The organism is Aeromicrobium sp. (assembly GCF_037719875.1).
Classification (GTDB): Bacteria; Actinomycetota; Actinomycetes; order Propionibacteriales; family Nocardioidaceae; genus Aeromicrobium.
In genome coordinates this window covers 98620-124028 of sequence record NZ_JBBJMJ010000001.1, presented here as the reverse complement: position 1 = coordinate 124028, position 25409 = coordinate 98620, and the positions used below count along the sequence as shown (strand labels likewise).

Here is a 25409-nt window from a genome sequence, read left to right as displayed (position 1 = left end):
GTTACGACGAGGTAACGCGATCGCGGTTCCCACTAGGCTGAATGCGTGCCCCAGCTGCGACTCGCCCTTGCCCAGGTCAATGCCACGGTCGGTGACCTCGCCGGCAACGCCGACCTGGTCGTCGAGCACTGCAAGGACGCCGTCGCGCAAGGGGCTCACCTCGCGGTCTTCCCGGAGATGATGCTGACCGGCTATCCGATCGAGGACCTGGCCATGCGGGCGTCGCTCATCAAGGCGTCACAGGCCGCAGCCTCGAACCTCGCCGTACGCCTGCAGGACGAGGGTTGCGGTGATCTCGTGGTCATGGTCGGCTTCCTCGACCAGGCGGACGGCGTCACCGAGCGGCTGGGCATACCCAAGAACGCACCCACCAACTCCGTCGGCGTCATGCACGGTGGTCGGATCGTGGCGCGACAGGCAAAGCATCACCTCTGGAACTACGGCGTTGGCGACGAGATCCGCAACTTCGTCCCCGGCGACACGATCAACATCCTCCAGATCGGTGGCATCGACGTCGCGCTGGCGATCTGCGAAGACCTCTGGCGCGATGGGCCCTCGGCCGCCGCCAAGGCCGCCGACGCCGCGCTGCTCGTCGTGCCCAACGGCTCGCCCTACGAGGCGGACAAGGACGACGTACGCCTCGAGCTCTGCGCGCGTCGGGCTCGCGAGGGTGAGTGCGTCCTGGCCTACGTCAACCTGGTCGGCGGCCAGGACGAGCTGGTCTTCGACGGTGACTCGATCGTGGTCGACGCGGACGGCGCGGTCCTCGGTCGGTCGGGTCAGTTCGAGCCCGAGCTGTTGGTCGTCGATCTCGACCTGCCCGCCGCGACGCCCGCGATGCCAGACGCCGACGAGCTCTTCGGTGGGTTGAACATCAAGCGCACGATCATCAGCTCCGAGGTGTTTGCGGCTTACGAGCCAAGTCCGACCGCCTCTCACGAGCGGATATCTCGCCACGAGGAGATCTGGACCGCGCTCGTCACGGGGTTGCGCGACTACGTCCACAAGAATGGCTTCGCATCGGTCTTGTTCGGCATGTCGGGCGGCATCGACTCGACGCTCGTCGCCGCGATCGCCGTCGATGCCCTCGGACCTGACAACGTCTTCGGCGTCTCCAACCCCAGCGCCTGGTCAAGCGAACACTCACGGTCCGACGCCGCCGAGCAGGCTCGACGTACGGGTCTGTCGCTGGACACGATCGCGATCGCGCCGATCTTTGACGCATACCAGGAGGCGCTGCACCTCGACGGTCTGGCGGAGGAGAACCTGCAGGCCAGGATCCGCGCGGTGATCTGGATGGGTCTGTCCAACCAGCACGGGCACCTGGTGCTCGCGTGTGGCAACAAGTCAGAGCTCGCCACTGGCTACTCCACGATCTATGGCGACGCCGTCGGCGCCTACGCGCCGATCAAGGACGTGCCCAAGACCCTCGTCTGGGAGCTCGCGCGCTGGCGCAACCAAGCTGCGACCGACCGCGGCGAGACCCCGCCCATCCCCGAGGGCACCATCACCAAGCAGCCGTCAGCTGAGCTGCGCCCAGGACAACTCGACTCGGACTCATTGCCGCCCTACGACCTGCTCGACGCGGTCCTCGATGCCTATGTCGAGCGCGACCTCGGCTCGGCCGACGTCATCGCTGAGGGCTTCGACCCGGCGCTCGTCGAGCGGGTCATCACCTTGGTCGACCGCGCTGAATACAAGCGTCGGCAGTATCCACCGGGGCCCAAGGTCTCCCGCCGCAACTTCGGTCGCGATCGGAGGGTGCCGATCACCCACCGCTGGCGGGAAAAGCTGTAGTCCCCTCCCATCTTGACAGGCGGGTCGGACACCTAGTTTTCTCTGTCGTTTCAGTGAATTCCGCTTGTGTTCGAACGCCTGTTCGACTATGATGAGGGTATGAATCCGGACCCAACGATCGAGGCGATGCGCACCGCCGCACGGACGTTGCGGTCTGGTGATGTGCGGGACAAGATCAGGGCGGTTCAGACCGCGCAGGACGCGTTGGATGCTGCGAAGGCGTCGCTGCTGGCTGAGCTGGAGGTGTCCAAGGACTTCGAGCTCGACGGTGCGTCGACGTTGAACATGTGGGTCCGTAACCAGCTGCGGCTCAACGCCGGGCAAGCCACCGCCCTGGTCCGCAACGTTTCGGCTCTTCGGGACCTGCCGTTGGTGGGTGAGGCCGCGATGACCGGTCAGATCAGCGCCGCCCACGTCCGGGTCTTCGTCTACGGCCTGGCCCACGTCGGCCTGGAGCCGATGCGCCAGTTCCAGGACGTGTTCGTCGACGTCGCCCGCGAATGCGAACCGAGCGAGTTGTTCGAAGCGGTCAAACACTTGAAGGACAAGGTCCATCCCGAAGACCTCGACGACGCCTGGGAACGCGGGATGGACAAGCAAGACTTCTGCGTCAACGCCGTCCCCGACGGCTGGCACGTGGCCGGGTTCCTCAACACCATCACCGGCGCGAAGCTCAAGAAGGTCCTCGACTCGGTGGCAGCACCGGTCGACAAGGAAGACACCCGACCAGGCTCGGAGCGCCGGGTCCAAGGCCTCGACGACCTGCTGTCCTCCGTGCTGGCCAACGGGTTGCCCTCGGACAAAGGTGTCCGACCCCACCTGTCGGTGTTCGTGGACGCCGACACATTGCAAGCCGCCGCCACCCACGTCAAGGCCGGCGCCGAGCGGTCCTTCCTGGGCCCCGACCCCATGCCACCGGTCGAACCCGCCACACTGGCCGGCCACGGTGCCATCGGCCCCAACCTGCTGATGTATTTGCAATGCGTCAGTGATTTCACCGCATTCCTCATGAAAGACGGCGACCGCAACCGCCAGGCGCAGATCCTCAACGCCGGCACCACCAAATACCAGCCCAACCTCACCCAGAGGCGTGCTGTCATCGCCCGCCAGACCGGTGTGTGCGCCACCCCAGGCTGCAACCACACTCACCTGGAGATTCACCATTCGATCTGGTGGTCCAATGGCGGACCGACCGACCTCGACCTCCTGGTCGGACTCTGCACCCGATGCCACCATTTGCTTCACCGCGGGCGGCTCCACATCACCGGCAACGCCGTGGACGGATTCACCTTCACCAACAGCACCGGTAGACCACTACGCCGCCGACGACGAACCCACTACCGCCCAGCCGCCTGACCCACCGGTCCGGCGGCCCACACGGCTGCCCGTCACCGCAGGGGTTCATACAGGCCGGATTGCCCACCTTCTCGCCCACTCGTTGAATTTGCCGAGTGGACCTCTCCGGCAGGCCTTGGGGCATCGAACTCGCGCTTCTCTGCGTGGTCGCGGTGTTTGCAAGCTGGTACGCGCTGGCCCGCTGGACCAAGCGCGGAGCTGCATCCGGCTACTCCAGCAGCGAACTCTCGACCAACGCCGAGCGGACCGTCACCATAGCGTTCGTCGCGAACGCTCTTCTGTCGCTCTTTGGTGAAGCGGTCGACGAGAATCCAGTGGGACTGACCGTCTGCTGGCTGCTGGCTGCTGGCTGCTGGTCGCGACGATATTGGCCGGTTTGGCCATGTGGGCGGTCAGCGAGCAGCGAAGGCGCAGGACGAAACTGCGCCTCCCTCGGTAGACCATCGGGAACAACTCTCGGCGCGAGTGCGCACAGCTAGGTCCGCGGCGCGGCGGCCGCGAGTCGATTGGCCCACAAGGGGCGCCAGCCCAGCCAACGAGCGGTGCGGCAGCGTCCCATCCGCCTCGCGGCCCTGGACGCTAACCCACCGCCCATCAGTCCGGCGATCGCAGAACCCGTGAGACTTCCTTCACACTCCGCCGCACTTTGGCCCGGATCTGGCACGCTGGAGACATCCGTGGACTTCGCAAGGAGCTGCGAGACGACAAGGAGATCGACCCATGGCTGACGCCACCCCAGAAGAGACCGCGCCCTACGGCACCGGACCTGCGACCGCAGCGCCGACAGCCCGCAAGCGCGTCCGCACTCATCACCTGCAGCAGCTCAAGGAGCAGGGCGAGAAGTGGACGATGCTGACGGCGTACGACCAGTACACCGCTGCGACGTTCGACGAAGCCGGGGTCGAGGTGCTGCTGGTCGGCGACTCGGCGTCCAACAATGTGTTCGGCAACGAGACATCGCTGCCCGTGACGGTCGACGAGCTCATCCCGCTGGTGCGCGCCGTGTCACGGTCTGCCAAGCACGCACTGGTCCTCGCAGACCTGCCGTTCGGCTCCTACCAGGGCTCACCCGAGCAGGCGTTCCACACCGCGGTCCGCTTCATGAAGGAAGCGGGCGCCCACGCCGTCAAGCTCGAGGGCGGACTCCCGATGGTGCCGCAGGTCAAGCTCCTGACCGACGCCGGCATACCGGTGTGCGCGCACATCGGCTTCACCCCACAGGCCGAGCACAACCTGGGCGGATATCGGGTCCAGGGCCGCGGTGACGGTGCCGCTCGCATGGTCGAGGAGGCGAAGGCACTCGAGGCAGCAGGCGCATTCGCGATCGTCATGGAGATGGTCCCCTCACCCGTCGCGGCCGAGGTCACCAAGGCACTGCGCATCCCGACCGTGGGCATCGGCGCCGGACTCGACTGCGACGCCCAGGTGCTGGTGTGGCAGGACATGCTGGGCCTCAACTCCGGCAAGACGGCCCGGTTCGTCAAGAGGTATGCCGACCTGCACGGAATCATGCTCGCGGCCACGCAGGCATACGTCGCGGACGTCAAGGACGGAGCTTTCCCCGCCGCGGAGCACAGCTTCGAGAGCTGAGCTCAGCGGGACCAGGGGTCAGGGACGCCAGCCCCACAGGTTCGCGCCGAGCCAGGCGAGCCCGATCCACAGCAGCAGCCCGACCAGTGGCACGGCAATCGTCAGGCGGGGGCGCGTCCGCGCCCACGTCGCAACGAGCCACACCTGCGGGATCAACAGTGCGAATGCGATCGCCACGCCCCACCATGGCGCGAACAACACGGTGGACACCGTGCACCACAGCATCATCACAAGCCCGACCACCGCGATCCACGGGCCGGATCGATCGAGCTTGATCCGCCTGCGGGTCATTCCTTGGGTTCGGTCTTGTCGTCGTTCCAGTTCGAGTCGTTGTCCCAGTCCTTCGTACGCTCCGCAGCGATCTCAAGCGCCCGCGAGGCCTCCGCCGCGGAGTCGTAGGGGCCGAGCCGATCCGCCGCACGGCAACCCTGCTCGCCCTCGACCGTCTCGTGCTTGGTGCAGTAGTAGAACTTTCCTTCGCTCATGACCTCATACTGCCCCACCGCGTGTCGGCATGCGTTGTCTAGACTCTGCGGGTGAACGTCCTGACCGCTGGCCGACTGTCCCCTGAGCGCGCCGTGCCGGCCTCGATCGAGCGTCCGGAGTATGTCGGACAGATCGCTCCCCTGCCCTATCGCGGCTCGTACGTGCGTGACGCCGAGACGATCGCGGCTATGCGGGTTGCGGGCCGGATCGCCGCGCAGGCACTCGACGCCGTCGAAGCGGCCATCGCTCCGGGCGTCACGACCGACGAGCTCGACCGGGTCGGCCACGAGTTCTTGACCGCCCATGGCGCCTACCCCTCCACGCTGGGATATCGCGGCTACCCCAAGTCGCTGTGCAGCAGCGTCAACGAGGTCATCTGCCACGGCATCCCCGACGACCGGCGGCTCGACGACGGCGACATCGTCAACATCGACATCACGGCCTACATCGGCGGAGTGCACGGCGACACCAACAAGACCTATCTCGTCGGCGACGTCGACCAGGATTCCCGCCTCCTGGTCGAACGCACGCACGAGGCCACGATGCGCGCGATTCGCGCGGTCAAGCCGGGCCGCGAGGTCAACGTGATCGGCCGGGTCATCGAGTCCTACGCCAGACGATTCGGCTATGGCGTGGTCCGCGACTTCACGGGGCACGGCGTCGGACCCGCTTTCCACGACGGGCTCGTCATCCCCCACTACGACGACCCCGCCCATGACACCGTCATCGAACCAGGCATGACGTTCACGATCGAGCCGATGCTGACGCTCGGATCCGTCGAGTGGGACATGTGGGACGACGGGTGGACCGCCACGACCCAGGACAAGTCACGGACAGCCCAGTTCGAGCACACCCTCCTGGTCACCGCTGGCGGCGCGGAGATCCTGACACTGTCCTGACCTCCGCCCAGCTCGCGGGTCGCTCAGGGGATCCAGTTGAACTCGTCCGGGTTGGGCCCGGTGCGCTGGTCCTGGTTGAGGGCCGTGATCAGACCCATGTCGCCGTCGGGGAGCTCGAAGTCGAAGATCTCGAAGTTCTCCTCGACCCGCTCGCGGGTCACCGACTTGGGGAAGATGATGTCGCCGCGCTGGATGTGCCACCTGAGCACGACCTGGGCCGCGGTCTTGTCGTGCTCCTTGGCAATCCCGGTGATGGCCGGATTGTCGAGGACGAGCCCTTGGGCGATCGGTGACCAGGCCTCGATCGCGATCCCGTGCTCGGTGCACTCGGCGCGCACGTCCTCCTGTGTCAGGTAGGGGTGGACCTCGATCTGATTGACCGCGGGCACGATCTCGGACTCCTGGATCAGCCGGCGCAGGTGGGTCGGCTGGAAGTTTGAGACACCGATCGCCTTGGCCTTGCCGGCACGGTAGACCTCCTCCAACGCCTTCCAGGTCTCGACGAAGTCGATGTCGATGCCGGGCAGCGGCCAGTGGATGAGGAAGAGGTCGAGCTGGTCGAACCCCAGCGTCTCCAGGGACAGGTCGAACGCGGCGATTGCGTCTTCGTATGCGTGGAAGCCGTTGTTGAGCTTGCTCGTGACGAAGACATCGGAGCGATCCAGACCCGACTCCCGAACAGCCTCGCCGACACCCTTCTCATTGCCATACATCTGCGCGGTGTCGATGTGGCGATAGCCGACCTCGAGCGCCGTGAGAGTCGCCTCCTTGGTGTCCTCGGGCGGCACCTGATAGACCCCGAAGCCGAGCTGAGGGATCGAGACGCCGTTGTTGAGGTCGATGGTGGGAACAGTGCTCATGGATCAGATCTCCTGGGATCGGGGGTGTGTGATCTAGCGAGAGCGGCCGCTGCCGATGATGGGGCGGGCCTGCCCTTTCAGCCTACGTGCCGTGCACCAGAGCGCACCCCATACCTTCGTCGATCTGCATTCGCTCACCAATTGGGGGCCCAGCGTGGGAGGATAAAATCATGCTTCGCGTCGTACTCAACATGCAGATGAGTAGCGACGACGCCTTCTCCACGGTCTCCCTCGCGCTCGGCGCGATCCCCGACATCACGATCGACGCGCCCGGCTGGAACAACAACCGCCATCTCGTGGTCACGATCGAGACCGATGATCCCGATGTGGTCGACATCGTCCGTGAGATCACGTGGCAGTTCGACGCGCTGGCCATCCAGCACTCGATGCACCTCGCCGACGCCGGCTGAGCGGTCGGGCCGGTCGTCAAGGGGCGAATGAGCCGGCCTGTAAGCCGGATCCTGTCGGGCCATCGAATCTCTCCGACGACCCGGGCGACCATCCATCTGGGACGCCCATTGCTGGACGCCTCGTGCAACCTACCCGCTGACATGGGACGAGCAGCCCGTCAGCGCAGACCCACGTTGCCGAAGCGACGTGTGTCCTCTTGGTCTTGCTCCCGGTGGGGTTTACCTAGCCGCCCCGGTCACCCGGAGCGCTGGTGAGCTCTTACCTCACCGTTTCACCCTTACCCGCACCTTCGCCGTCGCCATGAGCGAGCGTGCTCGCTCATGATCGGGCGAAGGCCGCTGGCGGTTTCATTTCTGTGGCACTGTCCCGCACGTCGCCGTGGGTGGCCGTTAGCCACCACCGTCACTCTGCGGAGTCCGGACTTTCCTCGACACCTCCACCCAGAGGTGGGGTGCCGCGGCCGCCCGGCCGACTCATTCGCGATCCCGATCCTACGCGGTGCTCACGTGGGCAGCGAAGTCCGTTAGACTCGGGGCACGAAAGGGAGTAGTCCCCAACGGCTGTGTCGACATACTGATCTCGCGAAGTTGTGAGGTCCGGTGCAGCAGGCCATCTCCGGATGGCGGACGAGACTTTCGACCAGCATGTGTCATTGACATGCCTGGTCGAAGGCTTGTCATCCCAGGCTCTTCGTCCAGGCGGACGAGGAGCCTCCTTCATGTATGCGGTCCTGTTGAGCGCTGCACTGGTGTTCGTGGCCGAGCTCGGCGACAAGAGCCAGCTCATGTCGATGACGTTCGCAACCCGCTACCGGGCGCGGACCGTCATCCTCGGCGCCGGGCTCGCCTGCACGCTCACCAACCTCGTCTCGGCCCTCGTCGGAAACGCGATCGGCGACGCGCTGCCCGAGCAGGCCGTACGCATAGGAGGTGGCCTGCTGTTCCTCCTGTTCGCTGCACTGACCCTGCGCCATCTCGCGGCGAACGAGGAGCCCAAGGAGCGCTCGCGCGGTGGCGCTGCCGTCCTCGTCGTGGGGGTTGCGTTCGTCGTGTCCGAGCTCGGCGACAAGACCATGCTCGCGACCTTGACCCTCTCGACGCAGCACCACTGGGCGCTGATCTGGATCGGCAGCACGATCGGCATGCTGATCTCGATCGTGCTCGCGGTGTTCGTCGGACGTGCGCTCCTGCAGGTGCTCCCGATCCGCGTCGTGCACCTCATCTCCGCGCTGCTGTTCGCCGCTGTGGGGATCTGGATGCTGGTCAGCTGACCCCGACGAGGGCCGATAGGGTCGATCCGTGCTGATCCTGCTCCCACCCTCCGAGGGCAAGACCCGGCCGGAGTCAGGACCCCCGCTCGACCTCGAGGCACTCTCGTTCCCACGCCTCAGTCCTGTACGCGCACAGCTGCTCCGGACCCTCGTCAAGCTCTGCAACGGCAATCCCCAGCGGGCGATTGCGGTGCTCGGTCTCGGCACCACCCAGGTCGACTCGATCACAGTCAACGCCAACCTGATCGAGGAGCCGGCGGCCCGCGCCGACGCCATCTACACCGGCGTGCTGTTCTCCGAGCTGGACCTGCCGAGCCTCGACCCGGAGACCCGCGAGCGAGCCGACCAGTCGTTGGCGATCGCGAGCGCACTGTTCGGCCTCCTGCGACCGAGCGACCTGATTCCGGCCTACCGCTTGTCGGGAACCGTCAGCCTGCCCCGCCTCGGGACCGTAGCGGGACGCTGGCGCGCGCCGCTGCCCCGCGTCATGCAGGAGCTGACGGGTGACGGCCTGCTGGTCGACCTGCGCTCCGGGACATACACGGCGCTCGGCAAGCCTCCGCCGGAGCTGGCGCCACGCACGGCGACGATGCGGGTGCTCCACGAGCACCAGGGGGTCCGCAAGGTGGTGAGTCACTTCAACAAGGCGACCAAGGGGCGCGTCGTGCGCGGGTTGCTCGAGTCCGGGGCGGATCCTCGTACGATCGACGAGCTGCAGTCGGTGCTGAGCGATCTCGGTTGGACCGTCGAGCGCGAGGGCCAACGGCTGGATGTCGTGGTCGCGGAGGTCCAGCCCGGCCGGGTCGTCAGTCCGGCACGACGTTGAGGTTGCGCACTGAGGCGCGCCCGTCCGGCCACCACGCCACGACCGTGATCGAAGCCGGCGACAGCTCCATCTTGTAGATCGTCGACATCGGCGCCTCGAGCGCACCTCGCACCAGCAGCTTGATCGGTGTCACGTGGCTCACCGCGACGACGGTCTGACCCACATAGGTCCGCAGGATCCGGTCCCGCGCCTCGGCAACACGCGAATCGACGGCGTCGAAGGATTCACCGCCCGGCGGAGGCACCGCGGTGGATCCGAGCCATTCGGTGATCTCGGTCGGCCACCGCTCCTGGATCTCGGCAAACGTGAAGCCGTCCCACTCGCCGAACGACGCCTCGAGCAGGCCGGGTTCGACCGTGACGTCCAGATCGAGCTCTCCGGCGACGACCGCAGCGGTCTCCTGCGTGCGTCGCAGGGGTGACGAGAGCACGACGTCTGCACCACCGTGCCGGGCGATCCAGGCCGTGGCGCGTCTGGCCTGCTCGGCGCCGGCCTCCGTCAACCCCGGGTCGGCGCCACCGCTGCCGCTGAAGATCTTGCGCTCGGTCGACTCCGTAACTCCGTGCCGCAGCAGGATCAGCGTCGTCGGCTCCCCCGTCATCGCGGTCCAACCGGGAGCTGCCGGCGCCTTGGCGACACGCGCCCTGCGGGTGGGTCCCGGCTCGGTGACCTTGCCCGAGCCACCGCTCGCTTCGTCGTCGAGGGCCGCGTTGGCGAGTGCATCGGCGGCCTTGTTGTGCTCGCGTGGCACCCACGTCCAGGTCACGTCGGCCGGAGTCAGGCGTTGGGCCTGCAGGGCCAACGGCTTCATGTCTGGGTGCTTGATCCTCCACCGCCCGGCCATCTGCTCGATGACGAGCTTGGAGTCCATCCGCACCTCGACCTCGGCGTCGGGCGCGTGCTCGCGGGCCAGCTCGAGCCCGGCGATCAATCCGCTGTATTCGGCGACATTGTTGGTCGCGATGCCGATCGTCTCGCCACGTTGCGCGATCAGCATGCCGGTGTCGGCGTCGCGGATCAGAGCGCCGTACGAGGATGGTCCCGGGTTGCCGCGCGAACCGCCGTCGGCCTCAACGATGATCCGAGCAGTCACAGGCCAGACTCGGGCGTACGCACCAGGATGCGGCTGCACTCGGGGCAGCGAATCACTTCATCCTCGGGCGCGGCCGCGATGTCACGCAGGTCCGCGCCATTCAGCTCGAGCCGGCAACCCTCGCACCGACGGGCCCGCAGGGCAGCTGCGCCCAGGCCTCCGTACTGGGCGCGGACCTTGTCATAGAGCGCGATGAGATCATCGGGAACTCCGCTTGCCGCCTGCGCGCGATCTGTCTGTGCACCGGCCGCCCGCTCGTCCAGCACGGCGACAGCAGCGTCCCGCGCGGCGATCGAGTGGGAGAGCTCTTCGTTGACCGAATCGAGATCCGCCTGGAGCGAAGTCAGTCGGCTCTGGGCCGCCTCGAGCGATTCCATGACCTCGAGCTCATCGTCCTCGAGCGTCGAGATCCGTCGCTGGAGGGCCACGAGCTCGTGCTGGAGGCTCTCCAGATCCTTGGGGTTGCTGATCGCTCCGGAGTTGAGCCGCTCCTCGTCGCGGGTTCGTCTGGTCTTGACCTGCTCGACCTCGGCATCGGCCTTCTTCTGCGCACGAGTCAGGTCGGAGACTTCGGTGTCTGCCTCGATGCGTGCACCGTCGAGCTCACCCGCCTTGGTCTGCAGCTCCTCGATCTGGGCGAGCTCCGGCAGGGAGTTCTTCCGGTGCTGAAGCTGTGCGAGGGCGGAGTCCTGGGCCTGGAGGTCGAGCAGGGCGGACTGGGCGGAGAGGTCGGCTTTCACAAGGGCTACCGTACCCGTCTGACCTTTCCGGTCGCCGTCCGCTCGAGCGCCTCGACGAACTCGACGTCCCGCGGCACCTTGAAGCGGGCCAGTCGTTCGCGGACGAAGTCCTTGATGTCCTGCGCCGACACCTCGGTGTCGTCCCGCAGGACCACCTCGGCGCGGAGCCGTTGACCGAACTCGGAGTCCACCACGCCGTGGACGTACACCTCGTCGACATCAGGGTGGGAGTCGAGGACGTCCTCGACCTCACCCGGGAAGACATTCTCCCCGCCGGACACGATCATGTCGTCCTCACGGCCGTCGATGAACAGGCGCCCCGCGCCGTCGAGATGACCGAGGTCGCCGGTGCTCACGTGGTCGTCGACGACCCGTTTGCCGCCTCCACCGGTGTAGATCGGCTCGGTCATGCCGCTCGACACGAAGATCGCTCCGACCTCATCGGCGGCCACGCTCCGGTCATCCGGTCCGAGGACGCGGATGGAGACACCTCGCAGCGGCCTCCCGACCGTACCGGGTGCATCGCGCAGATCCTGCGAGCTCGCGAGCGTCGACCACCCACTCTCGGTCGAGCCATAGACGTCATGCAGAACCTCGCCGAACGCATCCATGAATCGGGTTGCCAGGTCGGGCGGGAGTGGCGCTGCTCCGGACTGGACCGCCCGGAGAGACGAGAGGTCACTGGATCCGCGTACGTCCGCCGGCACGGCGAGCAGGCGCGCGATCATGACCGGCACGGCGAACACGATCTCGACCCGGTCCCGCGCGATCCGGCGGAGGACGTCCGGTGGGTCGAATCGGCGGGTCAGCACGACCGGGCAGCCCAGCGACATGCTCATCAGGAGGTACGCCAGCCCGAAACCGTGGAAGATCGGCGGCGCGATGAGCACCGGGGCGCCGCTGCGCAGCCCGATGCCGCGGAGCAATGAGCTGACCGGAGCCAGCGCTCCGAGCAGATCGGCATCCCGCCGCGATCCCTTGGGTGACCCGGTCGTCCCGGACGTCATGATCACGAGCCGGCCATGGCTCCCGCCCGTTGCCGGAGGTCGCCTGCCCTCGCTCTCGAGCGAGCGGATCGAAGACGCACCACCGGCATCCGCGACATAGGCGTCGACATCGATGCCGGTCAGGCGCTCGGCGAACTCCTCGTCGTGCACCAGGACGTCGATCCCCTGGCCCCGGATGACGTCTCCGAGCTGTGTGGGGCCGAAATCGGTGTTGAGCAGCACGAGATCGGCGTCCGCCCACAGTGCGGCGAAGCTGGCGACCACGAATCCCACATGATTTCGGCACATGACCCCGACCTTGCTGCCGCGCAAGACGCCACGTGCCCTCAGGGCGCCTGCGAGGCGACCCGTTCGGCGATATACCTCGGCGCAGGTGCTCACGCCGTCGTCGTCGATGACACAGGGCCGGTCGGGCCACTGGGCTGCCGCCAGGCCGAGCAGGGCCGACGCCGAGGCCTGATGCCGCAGACCTGCGCCGATCATCCGGCCCACCGTGGCTGGGCCCATCGGTCGGACCAGACCGGCGGACACCGCGAGGCCCGCACCGGCGTGCGCCGCCTCGAGCAGCGATCGTGGGCGGATCATCGGTCGGCCACGATCGCCGAGCTCCATGGATCGGTGATGATCGTGGAGACCTTGACCTCGACGCCGTCCAACCGGTCGGCCACCGCGGCCGAGGCGACCGGCAACCAGGTCCATTCGGCAGCCCAGTGCGGCACGTCGATCACGGCACACGCCCCGGGTGTCTCGAAGTGCTCACTGACCGGATGGTGACGCAGGTCCGAGGTCACGTATACGTCGGCACCGGCGGCATCAGCAGCGGCCAGCAGGAAGTCCCCCGAGCCGCCGCACAACGCCGCGGTGTTGATCACGGTTGACGGGTCGCCGGCGACCCGGGTGGCGCTGCGGTGCGTGGGCAGGGACTCGGCGACATACGCAGCGAAGGAGTCCAGCGTCATCTCTGTGCTGAGCGTGCCGATTCGCCCGCTCCCCCTGTCACCGGGGCCGTCCGGGTCAGGCTCCAGCGGTCGTATGTCGGAGAGCCCCAGTGTCAGGGCCATCGACTCCGAGACTCCCAGCGGCGGCGAGTCGGCGTTGGTGTGGCAAGTGTGCAGTCCGATGCCGTTGCTGATCAGCGTGTGGACGACCCGGCCCTTGGGTGAGCTGGCCGCGACCGAGGTGACGCCTCGCAGCCACAGCGGGTGGTGTGTCACGACGAGGTCGGCACCCCAGGCGACCGCCTCGTCGACGACGTCTTGCACGGGATCGACCGCGAACAGGATCTTGGCGACCTCGGCGTCGGGATCGCCCGCGACCGTGCCCACGGCGTCCCAGTCGTCGGCCCAGAGGGGGTCGTAGAGGCCATCGAGGACGCCGACAACTTCGCGCAGGGTGGGCATCCCCGCACTCTAGCGAGACCCTCCGCCCCCGCGCGGAGGGTGGGATCAGGCGACGATGGCGAGAGCCAGCGGGAGCACCGACCCGGCGCCGTGGAGGCGCAGCTCTCGCGCGGCGACCGTCATGGTCCAGCGGCTGTCGACCCGATCGTCGATCAACAGCACCGGCTTTCCGCCCAGGCCGGCCAGCCCCGAGGAGAGGCCGACGCCGACCCCGAAGGTGCCCCAGACGTCGGCGAGTCGATAGGCGCTGTTGCCGCCCGGCCCGCCTCGCGAACCCTCGCCGAGCAGGTCGAGGTTGCCGAGGTCTTCGAGGCGACCGATGCGAGCGATGCCGCGAGCCAGCGAGTCGACCAGGAGTGGGCGCGACCGTGAACCGATGGCGACCACCGCAGCGGGGCGCTCGACCCAGCTCCAGTCCTTGAGGACACGCACACACGCGCCCAGCATCTCGTCGGTGACCGGCCCGTCCTGCGCGCCAGCGGCGAACATCTCCCGCAGGACTCCGCCCCACCCGAGATCAGTCAGCCGCGCGACCGCTCGTCCTGGCTCAGCGCGCTGGTCCTCAGGGATCTTGCCCTTGGCCTCGACGCCCAACCTGGTGGCGCCCGTGGGCCACTGGGCGCGCGGCTCGATCTCGACGCCGACCTTGTCGAGCGTGCTCGAGGCCACCTGGGCAGCATCGGCGGCCACATCGGTCGGGAACCACGGTTCGGCGCAGTTGTCGCAGCGGCCGCAGGGTGACGCGGTGGGGTCATCGAGGTCGCGCTGGAGCATCTCCATGCGGCATGTCGTCGACCGCTCATAGCGGAGCATCGACGCCTGTTCGGCCGATCGTGCCTCGGCGATGCGTTCGTAGCGCTCGCGGTCATATGTCCACGGCTGCCCGGTCGCGACCCATCCGCCCTGCACCCGGCGCACGGCGCCATCGACGTCGAGCACCTTGAGCAGGAGCTCCAAGGGCGTACGGCGCAGGTTGACCAGCGCCTCGAGCGCGGGGGTCGACAGCGGCTTGTCACCGAGCTCGCCGATCACGGCGGCCGCACGTTGCTCGTCGGGCATCGACGAAGTGGCGAAGTAGTGCCAGATGTCGGCGTCCTCACGCCCGGGCAGGAGCAGCACGTCGGCGTTGTCGGTGGCGCGTCCGGCGCGGCCGACCTGCTGGTAGTAGGCGACCGGGGAGGACGGGGCGCCGAGGTGGATCACGAAGCCGAGGTCCGGCTTGTCGAAACCCATCCCCAGGGCGCTGGTCGCGACCAACGCCTTGATCTCGTTGTCCTTGAGCTGCCGCTCGAGCTCTTCGCGCTGCTCGGGGTCGGTGCGGCCGGTGTAGGCGCGAACCGGCTGACCGCCGTCTCGCAGCAGCCGTGCGGTGTCCTCGGCGGCCGAGACCGTCAATGCGTAGATGATGCCGCTGCCGGGCAGCTCGGCCAGGTGGCTGAGCAGCCAGCCGAGCCGCTCGCGCGAGCCGGTGAGCTCGAGCACGCCGAGCCGCAACGACGTACGTGCGAGAGATCCGCGGATCGTCAGCACCTGATCGACCGAGCCGAGCTGCTCGGCCACATCGGTGACGACGCGTGCGTTGGCGGTCGCGGTCGTGGCGAGGACGGGCAGATCGCCCGGAAGCTGGCCGATCAGCTCGGCCAGGCGGCGATAGTCAGGACGGAAGTCGTGTCCCCAGTCGGAGATGCAGTGCGCCTCGTCGACCACGAGCATCCCCATGCGATCGATCAGCGCCGGGAGCTGCTCATCCCGGAAGCGAGGGTTGTTGAGCCGTTCGGGTGACACCAGCAGGATGTCGACCTCGTCGGCGCTGAGCTTGGCCCTGGTCTCGTCCCACTCGTGCGGATTGGCCGAGTTGATCGCCACGGCTCGCACGCCGGCCCGCGCAGCCGCGGCGACCTGGTCGCGCATCAGCGCCAGGAGCGGAGACACCAGCAGCGTCGGTCCGGCACCGCGCTGACGGAGAAGCAATGTCGCGATGAAGTAGACCGCCGACTTGCCCCAACCTGTGCGCTGCACGACGAGAGCGCGACGACGATCATCGACCAGGGCCTGGATCGCCTCGAGCTGGCCCTCGTGGAAGACCGCGTCGGCACGCCCGGTCAGCTGGCGCAGCGCGTCGGTGGCATCCAGCTCGGTGCTCGTCGATGACATGACCCCACTGTGTCAGCCACCGCCGACATGGGGCCCGCTCGGCCCACGTGGGTGTGGACGGCGACCCACGAGGACGGTTCCGTCCACATCATCGGCGCGCCTGACCTCGGCAGTCAGGCCGCCACCCACGACCGCGGCAGCCGTGTGCTCGGCCTGCTCCTGGCTCGTCTCGATCAGCAGGTGCCCGCCTGGAGCCAGCCAGTCCGCTGCTGCTGCGGCGACTCGGTGCTGGATCTCGGTCCCGTCGGCTCCCCCGTCAAGCGTGATGCGTGGTTCGTGATCGCGGGCCTCCGACGGCATCAGCCCGATCGCGCCGGTCGGCACGTACGGAGCGTTGACGACCAGCACGTCGGTCCGCCCGCGCAACGAGGCCGGCAACGGTGCGTAGAGGTCACCCTCGAACACCCGCCCGCCGAGCGGCTCGACGTTGCGTCGCGCGCAACGCACCGCGACCGGGTCGATGTCCGATGCGTACAGCTCGATCCCGCTGACTGCGCCCTGGATGGCCATGCCGACAGCACCCGTCCCGCAGCACAGGTCCACGACGATGGCCCTGGTCCCCACGACCGCGACGGCCTCTCGCACGAGCGCTTCCGTACGCCTGCGGGGCACGAAGACTCCCGGCTCGACGATGACCCGCAGACCACCGAACTCGGCCCAGCCGACGATGACCTCCAACGGCTCGCCGGCCACCCTCCGGGCGAGCATCGACTCGAGCGCGCCAGGATCGCTCGCCTCTTCGATCAGCAGATCGGCCTCATCCTCGGCGAACACGCAGCCAGCCGAACGCAGAGCCGCTACGACGTGGTCGTACGCGTCGCGGTGTCGAGCTAAAGCCACTGGTGCACCAAGGTCACCGGACCACGGCGAGGCGGGAGGTCTGCGTCGGCTCGGTCCGTCCTCGCAGGACCGGGCTCCCGTCGCTGACCCAGTGTTCCTGCTCGGCAGGGCCGGACGCCGACACACTGGCGGTCGAGACGAGCACCCGCCCTTCCACATCCTTGGCCAGCTCGGTCAGACGGGCGGCTGCATTCACCGCGTCGCCGATCACGGTGTATTCGAAGCGCGACTGGTGCCCCACGTTGCCGGCCACGGCCTGGCCGGTCGAGACGCCGATACCGGCCCCGATCTCAGGCATCTCGGTGGCGAGGCGTCCGGCTATCGCACGAGCGGCCTCCAACGCTCCGCCGGCATGGTCGTCGAGGTCGAGCGGGGCGCCGAAGATGGCCAGGACTGCGTCGCCCATGAACTTGTTGACCAACCCCTCGCGCCGATCGACCTCCTCGACGATCACCGTGAAGAACCGGTTGAGCATCGCGACGACTTCGCCGGGCTCGCGGGTTGCCGCGTATGTCGTCGACCCCACCAGATCGATCATCAGGACCGAGACATCGAGGGTCTGGCCGCCGAGCTCGACGTCACCGGAGGTCGCGGCCGTCGCAACGGCCTGCCCGACGTGCCGGCCGAAGAGGTCGCGGATCCGCTCCCGCTCACGAAGGCCCTGGACCATCTCGTTGAATCCGGACTGCAACAGCCCCAGCTCGGTGCCGTCATCGACTCGCACCTCGACGTCGAAGTCACCCTCACCGACCTTGAAGAGCGCTGACTGGACCGCCGCGATCGGACCGACGACCGCGCGGGCATTCAGGACCGTGACGAGCAGACCGAACACCAGACCACCAACGCCAACCCCAGGACCACGAACGACAACCGAGTCGCATTCGACTCATCACGTGTCAACGAGATGATCGCCGACACGACCAGCCCGAGCACGGGGGCGGCCGTGCCCAGGCCCCAGAAGGTGAGCATCCCGCGCTGGACCCCCGCTCCCAGCTTGTCTTCGATCGCCCGACTGGCGAGGGCACGTGCAGCGACCGGCCGCAGAGAGAACTCGGTGATCAGATAGGCGATGGCGCTGACGACCAGGCCCGCGATCCCGACCGCGAAACCAGAGCTCAGGGCGGCTTCGGGCTGGGCGATCAGGGCAAGGACCGGGAACAGGATCGTCGCCCCGAGCCACAGTGACGACTGGATCAGGGTGAGTCTGAGAGGCAGACCCAGGGCAGTACGGCGCTCCTCTGCGGTCGGCTCGCGCTCCTCCAGCGCCCATCGCAGTGCGCGCAGGGCACTGACCGTGACGGTGCTCGCTCCGATCAGGACCGCGACGGCCACATAGACCGGCACCGCGATCGCGAGAGTGGTGAGGAACCGCACGGATGGACCGTTCCCAGGAGTGATCAGGAACGTCAGCCCGAAGACGATTCCAGCACCGATCACGTTGGTGAGGATCAGCAGGGTCGTGAGGAGGATCTGCACTCTCACCCGCATGCGACCGAATGACTGCTCCGGCGCCCCCATCAGCCAGTCGTTGCCTCGCTTGTGGACGCTTGGCACATGGACTCCGTTCTCGATCGTCGGGCGGTCACGGTCGCAGTGACCATACCGGTTGAAAGACGTGAAAGGCGTCAGATAGGCCGCGATTGCGGGTGAGCAGCCGGTGCGCAAGGGTGAGGGCATGGACCGGTCGCCACGGGATCTCGGGCTCTTCGTGTGCGTTCTGCTGACTGCGTGCGTGGCGCTCGGCGGCTGTTCGTCTGACCCCGCAGTCGTCTCCGACCCTGACCTGGCCTGCGACCGCGACCGTACCTCGCTCAGGGCCAAGGACATCGTCGAGCGCGTGGGCGGGCTCACCGGAGAGGACTACGTGGTCCGCTTCGCCCAGAGCACCCGACTCGGGGTCGTAGCCCTCATCGACGGCGACACCTCAGCGGCATACAAGGAGCTCAGCGGCGACTACGACGTGGCGCTGGTCGCGCAGATCGAGGGTGACTCTGCCTCCGTCACCGGCTTCGAGCAGGTCAAGCACCTGGTCGGGACCGCCTGCGACTAGGTAGCCCCCCCCCGGCGTCGGAGGCCGGAACGCTTCGAAGACAGGCGCTCACAGATCGGAGACGGACACACCACCAATTTCCCAGCGGACCTGATGCCAGTGGTCTATCTTCGGTCCCGTGGTGATGAGAGTAGGACAGACGCAGCAGGACGCGCTCAAGGACGGCAGACATCGCACCCGGGTGCGGGTGACGTTCTCCAACGACACCCATCGGGACCTCACCTTCGTGACCCCGAACGACATCCCTTTTGTGCAGACCAATGTGGGCGATGTGTGGCTGCCCACGATGCTGGTGGTGGCCATGCGCCGCGGCGAGGACCTGGAGCTCGTCGATCCGATCTCCGAGCGTGCCGCCGCGATCAAGCGCATCCAGGACATCTTGACGGTCTGGTACCCACGCCGGATGAAACGGGTGGAGGTGCACGCGCCTCCCGCCGAGCGAGACAGCCGCCGCTGGCGCAAATCCCCGGAGCGGGTGACCGGCTCGTTCTTCACCGGTGGCGTGGACTCCTTCTACACCTTGACCAAGAACCAGGACCGCATCGGAGCGATCGTCTACGGCTTCGGCATCGACGTGCCGCTGCGCGAGACCGAGGCCATCGAGCGCACCAACAGCCTGCTTGAGGACGTCGCGGCGGAGAGCGGCACACGACTCCTCACCGCCAGGACGACGATCCGCAAGTTCTTGGCCGAGGACACCCGGTGGGGCAGCGAGGCTCACGGTGCAGCTCTCGCCAGCCTCGCAGCACTGTTCTCTCCGGTCGTCGACCGGATGCTGGTGCCTGCGACCCACAGCTACGCGACCGGCCAACGGTGGGGTTCTCACCCTCTGCTCGACGACCTGTGGTCCACCGACAGACTCATCGTCGAGCACGATGGCGCCGAGGCGGGCCGCGCGCGCAAGACCCAGGTGATCGCGGACAATCCGGTTGCCCAGCGGCACCTCCGCGTCTGCTACATGAAGTTCGCGACGATGAACTGCTGTCGCTGCCTCAAGTGCCTGCGCACGATGGCGGGCCTCGCCGCGATGGACCGTCTGGACAGCTTCCCCACCTTTCACGAACCACTCGACCTCGAGCGGCTCGGCGCCTTCGAGCTACGGCGCGGCAATGCCGTGAACCAGGTCCGCGACCTCCACAAGTTCGTCGCCCGCCAGCCGGGGCACGAGGACATCACCGAGACGCTTGCTGGGATGCTCCAACGAGCCGAAGTCGGAATCAGGCAAAGCTAAGGGTGGGCGAAGAGGGACTCGAACCCCCGACCTTCCGGGTGTAAACCGGATGCTCTAACCAACTGAGCTATTCGCCCTGACAGGGCAACTCTCGGCGTAATGAGAGCGAGTATCGCGCTCTGGAACCCGACGTTGACCGACGATGACTTTACACGCTGACGGCGGTTGATCACGCCCGACCAAACCTGACTAGTGGTCGAAGTTTGGTCTGTACTGCCCTCTGGGCTGGTTCCGCGTTCCATATGCTGCATGTTGTCCCTACTTTCCCGGTCGGTGACGCCTCGGCCCCGCGGTTGATCTCGTGGGGTCGAGGACTTGTGTGGAGGCCGACAGGCACGCGATGGGCTCGATTCACCCGCACCTGTCGGCGGTTCATGAGGCGTGCTGCGTCCGTCGCGTTGGAACGACGTGAAGTCCGCTGTCAGGCTGATTTAGCGCCGAGATCAGCGTCAGGTGCGCTTGCCACGCATCGGCGGGGCTGAGCGTTCTGGGGCCGACGTAGGGGCCGCTGGTCAGCCACTCGTGCAGCCAGTACAGCGGGACCGCATGACCGCTATGGGTGAGCAGGTCAAAGTGCCTCAGGCAATCTCTGACTGTTCGGCGCACAGTCGCGACGTCCGAGTGGCCCCAGGAGCCGTGGTGCTTGCTCGTCTCGTCTATGCGGACGGCGTGGGTGTCCATCAGTCCGACGATGTCGGCCGGCAGATAGGGGACCGCGCTGGCTCGGTTTCGGGTGCTGGGCTCCGTAGGGTGCTTCATGGCTGGCAGGCCTTTCTTGGTGGTGACCCTCGGCGCAACGGAGCCCAACTCCCCCGCGTCGAAGGGTCGATCAGTGTTGGCGGGACAGTCCTCGCTCAGCGAGGTAGTCACGCAGGTTCATGCGCCGGTCACGCAGACCGGAGTACTTGCCGTAGAAGTCGTCAAAGTAGGCGGACGGGTCGGCTTCGATCGCGGCGTAGCGGCCCTCGGAGTTCACGAGCGCAGCGTGACGGCGCTGTGCGTCCTTGATCCGGCTCTCGATCTTGGAGACCTCCCCCAGCACGGCACCGGCAGTCGCCTTGCCGGACTCGACCAGCGAGGCGAGTTCTTCTAGGCGCTTGTGGTCATCGGACACCTGCTGGGACGCGGCTTGTGTCTTCTCCTGGTCGGCGGTGCGCCACTGCGCCACCATCGTGACGGCCCTCGTCTTCTCGAGGTTCTTGACGTGCTGCGGGAATTGCTTGGCCGCGTCGATCACGTTGGCCGGGATGTTCGGCATGCTCATGAGCTCGTTGAGTTGATCGTCTGCGTACATGTCAGCCTCCAAACCCTGCGTTGCGTGCCTGCCGTGCCTCGTCCTTCGCTGCGGTTAGTTCCTTCTCGCGGCGGCGCTCGGCAAGAGCCTTGTCCTGAGCGTTGCGAGTGGCCGCCAGTGCTGCCTGAATCTGGTCTCCCAGCCCGCTGATGGTGTTGGTCATGGGTCTGCGTCTCCTTGCTTCTCTTTGGGTTGCTTCCTGGTGCTCCTGCTGCTGCCGCGCGTGCTCGTCCCGCAGGCCTTGGCGGAAGACGTCAAACTCCTCCGCCGTGGCGAACGTCGCGCTTCCAAAGCCGTACGTGTTACCGGGCATCGGGCAAGCCGTACGTCTCTCGGAAAAACCCGTGGGCCACTTCCATGTTCAACATCTCGCGCACGATCTCCGCCTTGGGAACACCCGTCCACGTGCTGAGTACGTCGAGCATCGCGTCCTGGGTCTTGGTGATCCTGACTTTCAGAGTCACGTCGAACTGCTTCGGTCGACCCACCCTGTCCACCGCCTTCCTTGCTGACGCCCAGCGGTTACCGGGCCACAAAACAAGCCTGCAGAACCAGCGGCCTGAAATGCCGGGTGCGCCCAAACTTTCTGTTGGCGACTTTCTCGACCTGGCGTAGGGCGCTGACCGCGAGACCAATCGGCGTCGCCGGCGCGCCAGAAGGGGGCAGTTGTTCTGTGTACTGGTCACCCACCAACGGAAGGACGGCTTAGCGCGTGTCAGCATCAAAACGCTGCCGTGTCCGGCCGTGAGCCAGCGGCTGCCGTAAACATCTGCCAGCGCATCCGGGGATCTGTTGTCGCCATTCGCTTTCCGCTGATGGTGGAGCCCCACCCAGTTCATCCCACCTGACGAACACGGACCTTCGATCTCACTTCGACGGCATGTCCGATCACACGTGGGCTCAAGTAGACGCGGATGACGAGTATGGCCCGCACCACCCGATGCTTCTGGGCTGCGGATGCGGAGTCGACTCCTGCTCACCAGTCGCCGCAACGATCACCGTGGATGAGGACGCGGTCACCTGGTCCGAATTCCTTTCCGGCACTGACTGGGACACCTCGTTACTCGGCCCGTTCACCTTCGCCCGTCCGCAGTACAACGAGGCGATCAAGACCGCCAAGCTCCCCGGCCTGTCGAAGACCGGCAAATTGCGTCCGTAGCGCTGAGAGAAGCGTCTGCCGGCCGTACAGCCGAGCACTGCCCTGCTCAGCGGGCTACGTCGGCAGTTGGCCGTGCGCCCAGGTAGGGCCACCCAAGCGGGCTTGACTACTTCACACCTCTCGCCGGTCGGGCGGGTGTGTGCCTCCGTCTTGGCCTTGCCGGTAACGACGCCAGTTCTGCACCCACCCCACAATGAGGCTCACTCCCAAGACGATGAGGCCGACCGCAAGGGCGTAGCGCCACGCAGCATGGTTCGACGACGAGGTCGCGATCCATCGGTACACGACGTAGAGCAGGATGATGACGGGCCAGAGAAGATCTCTCGGATCGGGCTTCGTCACCCGTCGCGGACTCACGGGTGAATGCTAGTGCCCGCTGCCACTAGGTGTTACTGGGAGTTTGCGGGCTTGGCTGCATGTAGGCTGATGAACCAAGGCCGCGTCAACGTTCTGCGGCATCTTCCGCACGCTTCAGGGGAACGAGGGTCATCGCGTGGGTGCTCTTATCGGGGGCTACTGCATAGCCGGATTCTTTCTACTGATTCCTCTGCTAACTTCACGCTTGCAAGAGCGCCGGGTTGCCGAGGCTGATGACCAAGCCCTTCGTGATCTGCGGAGGTTCGCTGAGTCCGCATGGACCGACTACCAGCTGGGGATCTGGTCGCTGCTGAGCCTTGTTGGCGGTGTTTTCCTCATCCTGCGCGATCGCCCGATCGGTTGGGGGTGGCTCGGTGTTGCGGTCGTCTATGCGCTTGGTATCGCTGCTGTCCGGAAGAATCGCTCACGCATGCGACGACTACTTGGCGATCGCGGTCGGACCGAGATGCCCGCGCGGTTCACGGCTGGTGCCGCCCGTTCCTACCGGTATGCCGCAGTGGGCGCTACGGGATACGCAGGCATCCAGATCGTTCAGTACGCCTACCCCCGCACCCTGCCGGTGGCAGCGTCCGCCACCATCGCGCTCTTCGCTCTCGTCATGATCGTCGGCATCGGAGGCTTCGCGATCATTCGCGTCCGCATGTACTTGAAGGGGGACGACCTAGCTCCCAAGGTCGACTAACTTTCGCAAACTCGCAACGGGAAGCCCCGTGCTTTGGTCGCTGGGTGTGGTCGATCGTGCAGATGAGACGCATTCGCGCTGGTCAACCGTAGATCGCCCTCCGGCCCAGGATATTGAAGCCGGCGAGCACGCGGACAAATGGGCCGTGGGAGACAAGCAGATCGTCATCAGCGTGGTCGAAGGCAAACTGCCCTGACGCGTACCACATGGACCGGGTCAGCCCACCGGGCTGGCCCGGTCGATTGAGGTGCGGCTCAAGGTCGTGGCTCCGTAAGCCAACCCGGCGCCGATCATTGGCCTGCTCAACGGTCTACTCGGGCTTAGGACGCAGTCGGGACCAGCAAGCGCAACATCGATCGCGCCGCAGACTCATCGTGCGGGTGCATCAGCAGCCCCTCAATGACGAAGACAGCCAGTTGAGCCCTGAGGAGAAGGTCGTCTTCGGCCGCACCCGCTTCGCGAAATCCCTCAACAAGCATGGCGTCGGCCAGGTCGTGGAAACCGGTGTGCCACGAATCGATGACCTTTGAGGAGTTGGCGCGCGCATGCACAACGGTGACCAAGCGGTGATACCGCTGGAGTCGGGCGAGGGCCCACAACAGTTGCTCGTCCCACGGACGATCGGGCAACGCGGCGGCTTCGGCGAGAGCCTCGTGAAGCACGCGGTCAAGAACACCCACTAGGAGCGCGTCCTTGTCGGCGAAGTACCAGTAGATCGTGTTCGTCGTAACCCCGGCCGCGGAGGCGACTTTCGAGAGTGGGGTCTCTGCGAAGCCGTCCCGCGTGAACAGAAGCTCAGCGGCGCGCACGATCTCGTCGCGCTTCTCATCCCGGTCTTGCGGCCGACGATTTCGAGGCATGCAAGAAGTCTATCTTGACTGACGATCAAGAAGTAACTAGTCTCTTGTATGTCATTCAAGAGGACAAGATTCCGAGGAGTTTCCGTGCCCGACACCGACCTGCCGTTCGAGAGGATCGAGACGAATTTCTCGTCCAACGGGGTCGGTTGTGCGGCTACGGTGTTCAAGCCTGAATCCGAAGATTCCACCCGACCCGCCATTGTCATGGCCCACGGGTTCGGATCCCCACGGGCCGTGCGGCTGTACGCGTACGCAGAGCGATTCGCCGCCGTTGGATATGTCGTAGTCGTCTTTGACTATCGCGGGTTCGGTGATAGCGAAGGTCACCCCCGCCAAGTTCTCGACATCCGGATGCAGCACGACGACTGGAGAGCTGCACTTCGGTTCACTAGGGCTTTGTCCTGCGTGGACTCAGACGCGGTCGTAGCTTGGGGCACCTCATTCGGCGGTGGGCATGTCATCACCCTCGCCGGGCTCGGTGAGCCTCTGGCGGCGCTGATTGCACAGGTCCCGCATGTCAGCGGTCTCGCTGCAGTCCGCTCCACCGGAGTGCGAGCCAGCCTTCGACTGGCGTTCCCATCAATACGTGACCAAATTGCCGCCTGGATGCGACGAACACCCGTCTACGTGAACAGTGTGGGTGCGCCCGGGGAGGTCGCAATCATGACAACACCCGACGCTCTTCCGGGCATGCATCGACTTCTTGACGAGTCCGCCCTACAGGAGGGCGACTACCCGAAAACTGTGGCTGCGCGGATCGTGCTGAAAATTGGGCTCTACTCGCCCGGCCGCAGAGCGGCAGCCGTTGCCTGCCCGGCGCTGATTCAAATCGCTACGGATGACGCCATCACTCCTCGCCTTGTCGCCGAGGCTGCTGCCACCAAGATGCCTCTTTCCACTGTGCGCACGTACGCCGGTGGACACTTCGACCCCTACGTTGGGGAGCTCTTCGAGATCGTCGTGGCCGATCAAATTGAATTCCTGAACCAGCACACCCCCACCGCCCCGTCCGCCCAGAGGAACTGA

At 66.4% G+C, this 25409-nt stretch carries 28 protein-coding genes, 1 tRNA gene and 1 other RNA gene; 13 read left to right on the top strand and 17 right to left on the bottom strand.

The window, feature by feature from the left end:
* The first annotated feature begins 45 nt into the window (after positions 1-45).
* The 3 genes from WKF39_RS00740 to panB all read left to right on the top strand — a co-directional run bounded on the left by WKF39_RS00740 (position 46) and on the right by panB (position 4743).
* The gene (locus WKF39_RS00740; RefSeq protein ID WP_340384939.1) at positions 46-1797 is read left to right on the top strand and encodes an NAD+ synthase; all 1752 of its coding nucleotides are present in this window, start codon (positions 46-48) and stop codon (positions 1795-1797) included.
* 99 nt (positions 1798-1896) lie between these two features.
* On the top strand, positions 1897-3153 hold the full coding sequence (locus WKF39_RS00735) for a DUF222 domain-containing protein (protein WP_340384938.1): 1257 nt from the start codon (positions 1897-1899) through the stop codon (positions 3151-3153).
* A gap of 720 nt (positions 3154-3873) precedes the next feature.
* Positions 3874-4743, top strand: coding sequence for a 3-methyl-2-oxobutanoate hydroxymethyltransferase (panB, locus tag WKF39_RS00730; RefSeq protein ID WP_340384937.1), 870 nt, complete (start codon positions 3874-3876; stop codon positions 4741-4743).
* An 18-nt stretch (positions 4744-4761) separates the two neighbouring features.
* Here the strand turns inward: panB and WKF39_RS00725 are convergent, their stop codons facing one another.
* Both WKF39_RS00725 and WKF39_RS00720 read right to left on the bottom strand, forming a co-directional pair.
* A complete protein-coding gene (locus WKF39_RS00725) occupies positions 4762-5034 on the bottom strand; it encodes a hypothetical protein (protein ID WP_340384935.1) in 273 nt (90 codons plus the stop codon).
* Positions 5031-5228, bottom strand: a complete 198-nt coding sequence (locus WKF39_RS00720; RefSeq protein ID WP_340384933.1) for a hypothetical protein — start codon at positions 5226-5228, stop codon at positions 5031-5033. Before WKF39_RS00720 ends, WKF39_RS00725 begins: the two co-directional genes overlap by 4 nt.
* Positions 5229-5279: 51 nt before the next feature.
* Between WKF39_RS00720 and map the strand changes: the two genes are divergently transcribed.
* Complete coding sequence (gene map / locus WKF39_RS00715; protein WP_340384931.1) at positions 5280-6128, top strand: type I methionyl aminopeptidase; 849 nt, start codon at positions 5280-5282, stop codon at positions 6126-6128.
* Between the two features lie 23 nt (positions 6129-6151).
* Here map and WKF39_RS00710 read toward each other — a convergent pair whose 3' ends face one another.
* A complete protein-coding gene (locus WKF39_RS00710) occupies positions 6152-6988 on the bottom strand; it encodes an aldo/keto reductase (protein WP_340384929.1) in 837 nt (278 codons plus the stop codon).
* A gap of 170 nt (positions 6989-7158) precedes the next feature.
* Between WKF39_RS00710 and WKF39_RS00705 the strand changes: the two genes are divergently transcribed.
* Complete coding sequence (locus WKF39_RS00705) at positions 7159-7398, top strand: hypothetical protein (protein WP_340384927.1); 240 nt, start codon at positions 7159-7161, stop codon at positions 7396-7398.
* Positions 7399-7422: 24 nt separating this feature from the next.
* On the opposite strand, the gene rnpB is transcribed toward WKF39_RS00705, so the two are convergent.
* Positions 7423-7875, bottom strand: an RNA gene (gene rnpB, locus WKF39_RS00700) — RNase P RNA component class A.
* 242 nt (positions 7876-8117) lie between these two features.
* Between rnpB and WKF39_RS00695 the strand changes: the two genes are divergently transcribed.
* Positions 8118-8669: a TMEM165/GDT1 family protein gene (locus tag WKF39_RS00695; RefSeq protein WP_340384925.1), complete on the top strand. Its 552-nt coding sequence runs from the start codon at positions 8118-8120 to the stop codon at positions 8667-8669.
* A 28-nt stretch (positions 8670-8697) separates the two neighbouring features.
* Complete coding sequence (locus WKF39_RS00690; protein WP_340384923.1) at positions 8698-9495, top strand: peroxide stress protein YaaA; 798 nt, start codon at positions 8698-8700, stop codon at positions 9493-9495.
* Here WKF39_RS00690 and WKF39_RS00685 read toward each other — a convergent pair.
* The 8 genes from WKF39_RS00685 to WKF39_RS00650 are packed head-to-tail and all read right to left on the bottom strand — an operon-like array spanning position 9476 to position 18283.
* Complete coding sequence (locus WKF39_RS00685; RefSeq protein ID WP_340384921.1) at positions 9476-10588, bottom strand: bifunctional RNase H/acid phosphatase; 1113 nt, start codon at positions 10586-10588, stop codon at positions 9476-9478. The two genes, WKF39_RS00690 and WKF39_RS00685, sit on opposite strands and share 20 nt — an antisense overlap.
* Positions 10585-11328, bottom strand: coding sequence for a C4-type zinc ribbon domain-containing protein (locus WKF39_RS00680; RefSeq protein WP_340384919.1), 744 nt, complete (start codon positions 11326-11328; stop codon positions 10585-10587). Before WKF39_RS00680 ends, WKF39_RS00685 begins: the two co-directional genes overlap by 4 nt.
* 5 nt (positions 11329-11333) lie before the next feature.
* On the bottom strand, positions 11334-12947 hold the full coding sequence (locus tag WKF39_RS00675; RefSeq protein ID WP_340384917.1) for an AMP-binding protein: 1614 nt from the start codon (positions 12945-12947) through the stop codon (positions 11334-11336).
* The gene (locus WKF39_RS00670; protein WP_340384915.1) at positions 12917-13735 is read right to left on the bottom strand and encodes a Nif3-like dinuclear metal center hexameric protein; all 819 of its coding nucleotides are present in this window, start codon (positions 13733-13735) and stop codon (positions 12917-12919) included. The genes WKF39_RS00675 and WKF39_RS00670 overlap by 31 nt, the downstream gene beginning before the upstream one ends.
* Positions 13736-13780: 45 nt before the next feature.
* A complete protein-coding gene (locus WKF39_RS00665; RefSeq protein WP_340384913.1) occupies positions 13781-15889 on the bottom strand; it encodes a RecQ family ATP-dependent DNA helicase in 2109 nt (702 codons plus the stop codon).
* Between the two features lie 12 nt (positions 15890-15901).
* Complete coding sequence (locus WKF39_RS00660; RefSeq protein WP_340384911.1) at positions 15902-16729, bottom strand: putative protein N(5)-glutamine methyltransferase; 828 nt, start codon at positions 16727-16729, stop codon at positions 15902-15904.
* 13 nt (positions 16730-16742) lie between these two features.
* Positions 16743-17561: an adenylate/guanylate cyclase domain-containing protein gene (locus WKF39_RS00655; RefSeq protein ID WP_340384909.1), complete on the bottom strand. Its 819-nt coding sequence runs from the start codon at positions 17559-17561 to the stop codon at positions 16743-16745.
* Positions 17534-18283: a hypothetical protein gene (locus tag WKF39_RS00650; RefSeq protein ID WP_340384907.1), complete on the bottom strand. Its 750-nt coding sequence runs from the start codon at positions 18281-18283 to the stop codon at positions 17534-17536. The genes WKF39_RS00655 and WKF39_RS00650 overlap by 28 nt, the downstream gene beginning before the upstream one ends.
* 121 nt (positions 18284-18404) lie before the next feature.
* Here WKF39_RS00650 and WKF39_RS00645 point away from each other — a divergent pair, with 121 nt between their 5' ends.
* Positions 18405-18779: a hypothetical protein gene (locus WKF39_RS00645; RefSeq protein WP_340384905.1), complete on the top strand. Its 375-nt coding sequence runs from the start codon at positions 18405-18407 to the stop codon at positions 18777-18779.
* Positions 18780-18897: 118 nt separating this feature from the next.
* Entirely contained in the window at positions 18898-20010 is a 1113-nt protein-coding gene (locus WKF39_RS00640) for a hypothetical protein (protein ID WP_340384904.1), read from the top strand.
* 3 nt (positions 20011-20013) lie between these two features.
* Here WKF39_RS00640 and WKF39_RS00635 read toward each other — a convergent pair.
* The 4 genes from WKF39_RS00635 to WKF39_RS00620 all read right to left on the bottom strand — a co-directional run bounded on the left by WKF39_RS00635 (position 20014) and on the right by WKF39_RS00620 (position 21768).
* Positions 20014-20087 (bottom strand) — tRNA-Val (locus WKF39_RS00635).
* A 752-nt stretch (positions 20088-20839) separates the two neighbouring features.
* A complete protein-coding gene (locus tag WKF39_RS00630; protein ID WP_340384902.1) occupies positions 20840-21304 on the bottom strand; it encodes a hypothetical protein in 465 nt (154 codons plus the stop codon).
* 1 nt (position 21305) lies between these two features.
* Positions 21306-21467 carry a hypothetical protein gene (locus WKF39_RS00625; RefSeq protein ID WP_340384900.1) on the bottom strand — a complete coding sequence of 54 codons (162 nt, stop codon included), beginning with the start codon at positions 21465-21467 and terminating at the stop codon, positions 21306-21308.
* Between the two features lie 139 nt (positions 21468-21606).
* Positions 21607-21768: a ribbon-helix-helix domain-containing protein gene (locus tag WKF39_RS00620; RefSeq protein ID WP_340384898.1), complete on the bottom strand. Its 162-nt coding sequence runs from the start codon at positions 21766-21768 to the stop codon at positions 21607-21609.
* Positions 21769-22304: 536 nt separating this feature from the next.
* Between WKF39_RS00620 and WKF39_RS00615 the strand changes: the two genes are divergently transcribed.
* The 3 genes from WKF39_RS00615 to WKF39_RS00605 all read left to right on the top strand — a co-directional run bounded on the left by WKF39_RS00615 (position 22305) and on the right by WKF39_RS00605 (position 23719).
* A complete protein-coding gene (locus tag WKF39_RS00615; protein WP_340384896.1) occupies positions 22305-22463 on the top strand; it encodes a hypothetical protein in 159 nt (52 codons plus the stop codon).
* Between the two features lie 562 nt (positions 22464-23025).
* Positions 23026-23523 carry a hypothetical protein gene (locus WKF39_RS00610; RefSeq protein ID WP_340384894.1) on the top strand — a complete coding sequence of 166 codons (498 nt, stop codon included), beginning with the start codon at positions 23026-23028 and terminating at the stop codon, positions 23521-23523.
* Positions 23524-23551: 28 nt separating this feature from the next.
* Positions 23552-23719, top strand: coding sequence for a hypothetical protein (locus WKF39_RS00605; RefSeq protein WP_340384892.1), 168 nt, complete (start codon positions 23552-23554; stop codon positions 23717-23719).
* 124 nt (positions 23720-23843) lie between these two features.
* Here the strand turns inward: WKF39_RS00605 and WKF39_RS00600 are convergent, their stop codons facing one another.
* The gene (locus tag WKF39_RS00600) at positions 23844-24383 is read right to left on the bottom strand and encodes a TetR/AcrR family transcriptional regulator (protein ID WP_340384890.1); all 540 of its coding nucleotides are present in this window, start codon (positions 24381-24383) and stop codon (positions 23844-23846) included.
* 84 nt (positions 24384-24467) lie between these two features.
* On the opposite strand from WKF39_RS00600, the gene WKF39_RS00595 reads away from it, so the two are divergent.
* On the top strand, positions 24468-25409 hold the full coding sequence (locus WKF39_RS00595) for an alpha/beta hydrolase (protein ID WP_340384888.1): 942 nt from the start codon (positions 24468-24470) through the stop codon (positions 25407-25409).

What these genes read in the sequence shown, in the direction of transcription:
- WKF39_RS00735 (WP_340384938.1), top strand. Translation starts at nt 1,897, where the DNA reads ATGAATCCGGACCCAACGATCGAGGCGATGCGCACCGCCGCACGGACG.
- panB (WP_340384937.1), top strand. Translation starts at nt 3,874, where the DNA reads ATGGCTGACGCCACCCCAGAAGAGACCGCGCCCTACGGCACCGGACCT.
- WKF39_RS00725 (WP_340384935.1), bottom strand. Translation starts at nt 5,034, where the DNA reads ATGACCCGCAGGCGGATCAAGCTCGATCGATCCGGCCCGTGGATCGCG.
- WKF39_RS00720 (WP_340384933.1), bottom strand. Translation starts at nt 5,228, where the DNA reads ATGAGCGAAGGAAAGTTCTACTACTGCACCAAGCACGAGACGGTCGAG.
- WKF39_RS00710 (WP_340384929.1), bottom strand. Translation starts at nt 6,988, where the DNA reads ATGAGCACTGTTCCCACCATCGACCTCAACAACGGCGTCTCGATCCCT.
- WKF39_RS00705 (WP_340384927.1), top strand. Translation starts at nt 7,159, where the DNA reads ATGCTTCGCGTCGTACTCAACATGCAGATGAGTAGCGACGACGCCTTC.
- WKF39_RS00695 (WP_340384925.1), top strand. Translation starts at nt 8,118, where the DNA reads ATGTATGCGGTCCTGTTGAGCGCTGCACTGGTGTTCGTGGCCGAGCTC.
- WKF39_RS00675 (WP_340384917.1), bottom strand. Translation starts at nt 12,947, where the DNA reads ATGGAGCTCGGCGATCGTGGCCGACCGATGATCCGCCCACGATCGCTG.
- WKF39_RS00670 (WP_340384915.1), bottom strand. Translation starts at nt 13,735, where the DNA reads ATGCCCACCCTGCGCGAAGTTGTCGGCGTCCTCGATGGCCTCTACGAC.
- WKF39_RS00665 (WP_340384913.1), bottom strand. Translation starts at nt 15,889, where the DNA reads ATGTCATCGACGAGCACCGAGCTGGATGCCACCGACGCGCTGCGCCAG.
- WKF39_RS00645 (WP_340384905.1), top strand. Translation starts at nt 18,405, where the DNA reads ATGGACCGGTCGCCACGGGATCTCGGGCTCTTCGTGTGCGTTCTGCTG.
- WKF39_RS00630 (WP_340384902.1), bottom strand. Translation starts at nt 21,304, where the DNA reads ATGTACGCAGACGATCAACTCAACGAGCTCATGAGCATGCCGAACATC.
- WKF39_RS00625 (WP_340384900.1), bottom strand. Translation starts at nt 21,467, where the DNA reads ATGACCAACACCATCAGCGGGCTGGGAGACCAGATTCAGGCAGCACTG.
- WKF39_RS00600 (WP_340384890.1), bottom strand. Translation starts at nt 24,383, where the DNA reads ATGCCTCGAAATCGTCGGCCGCAAGACCGGGATGAGAAGCGCGACGAG.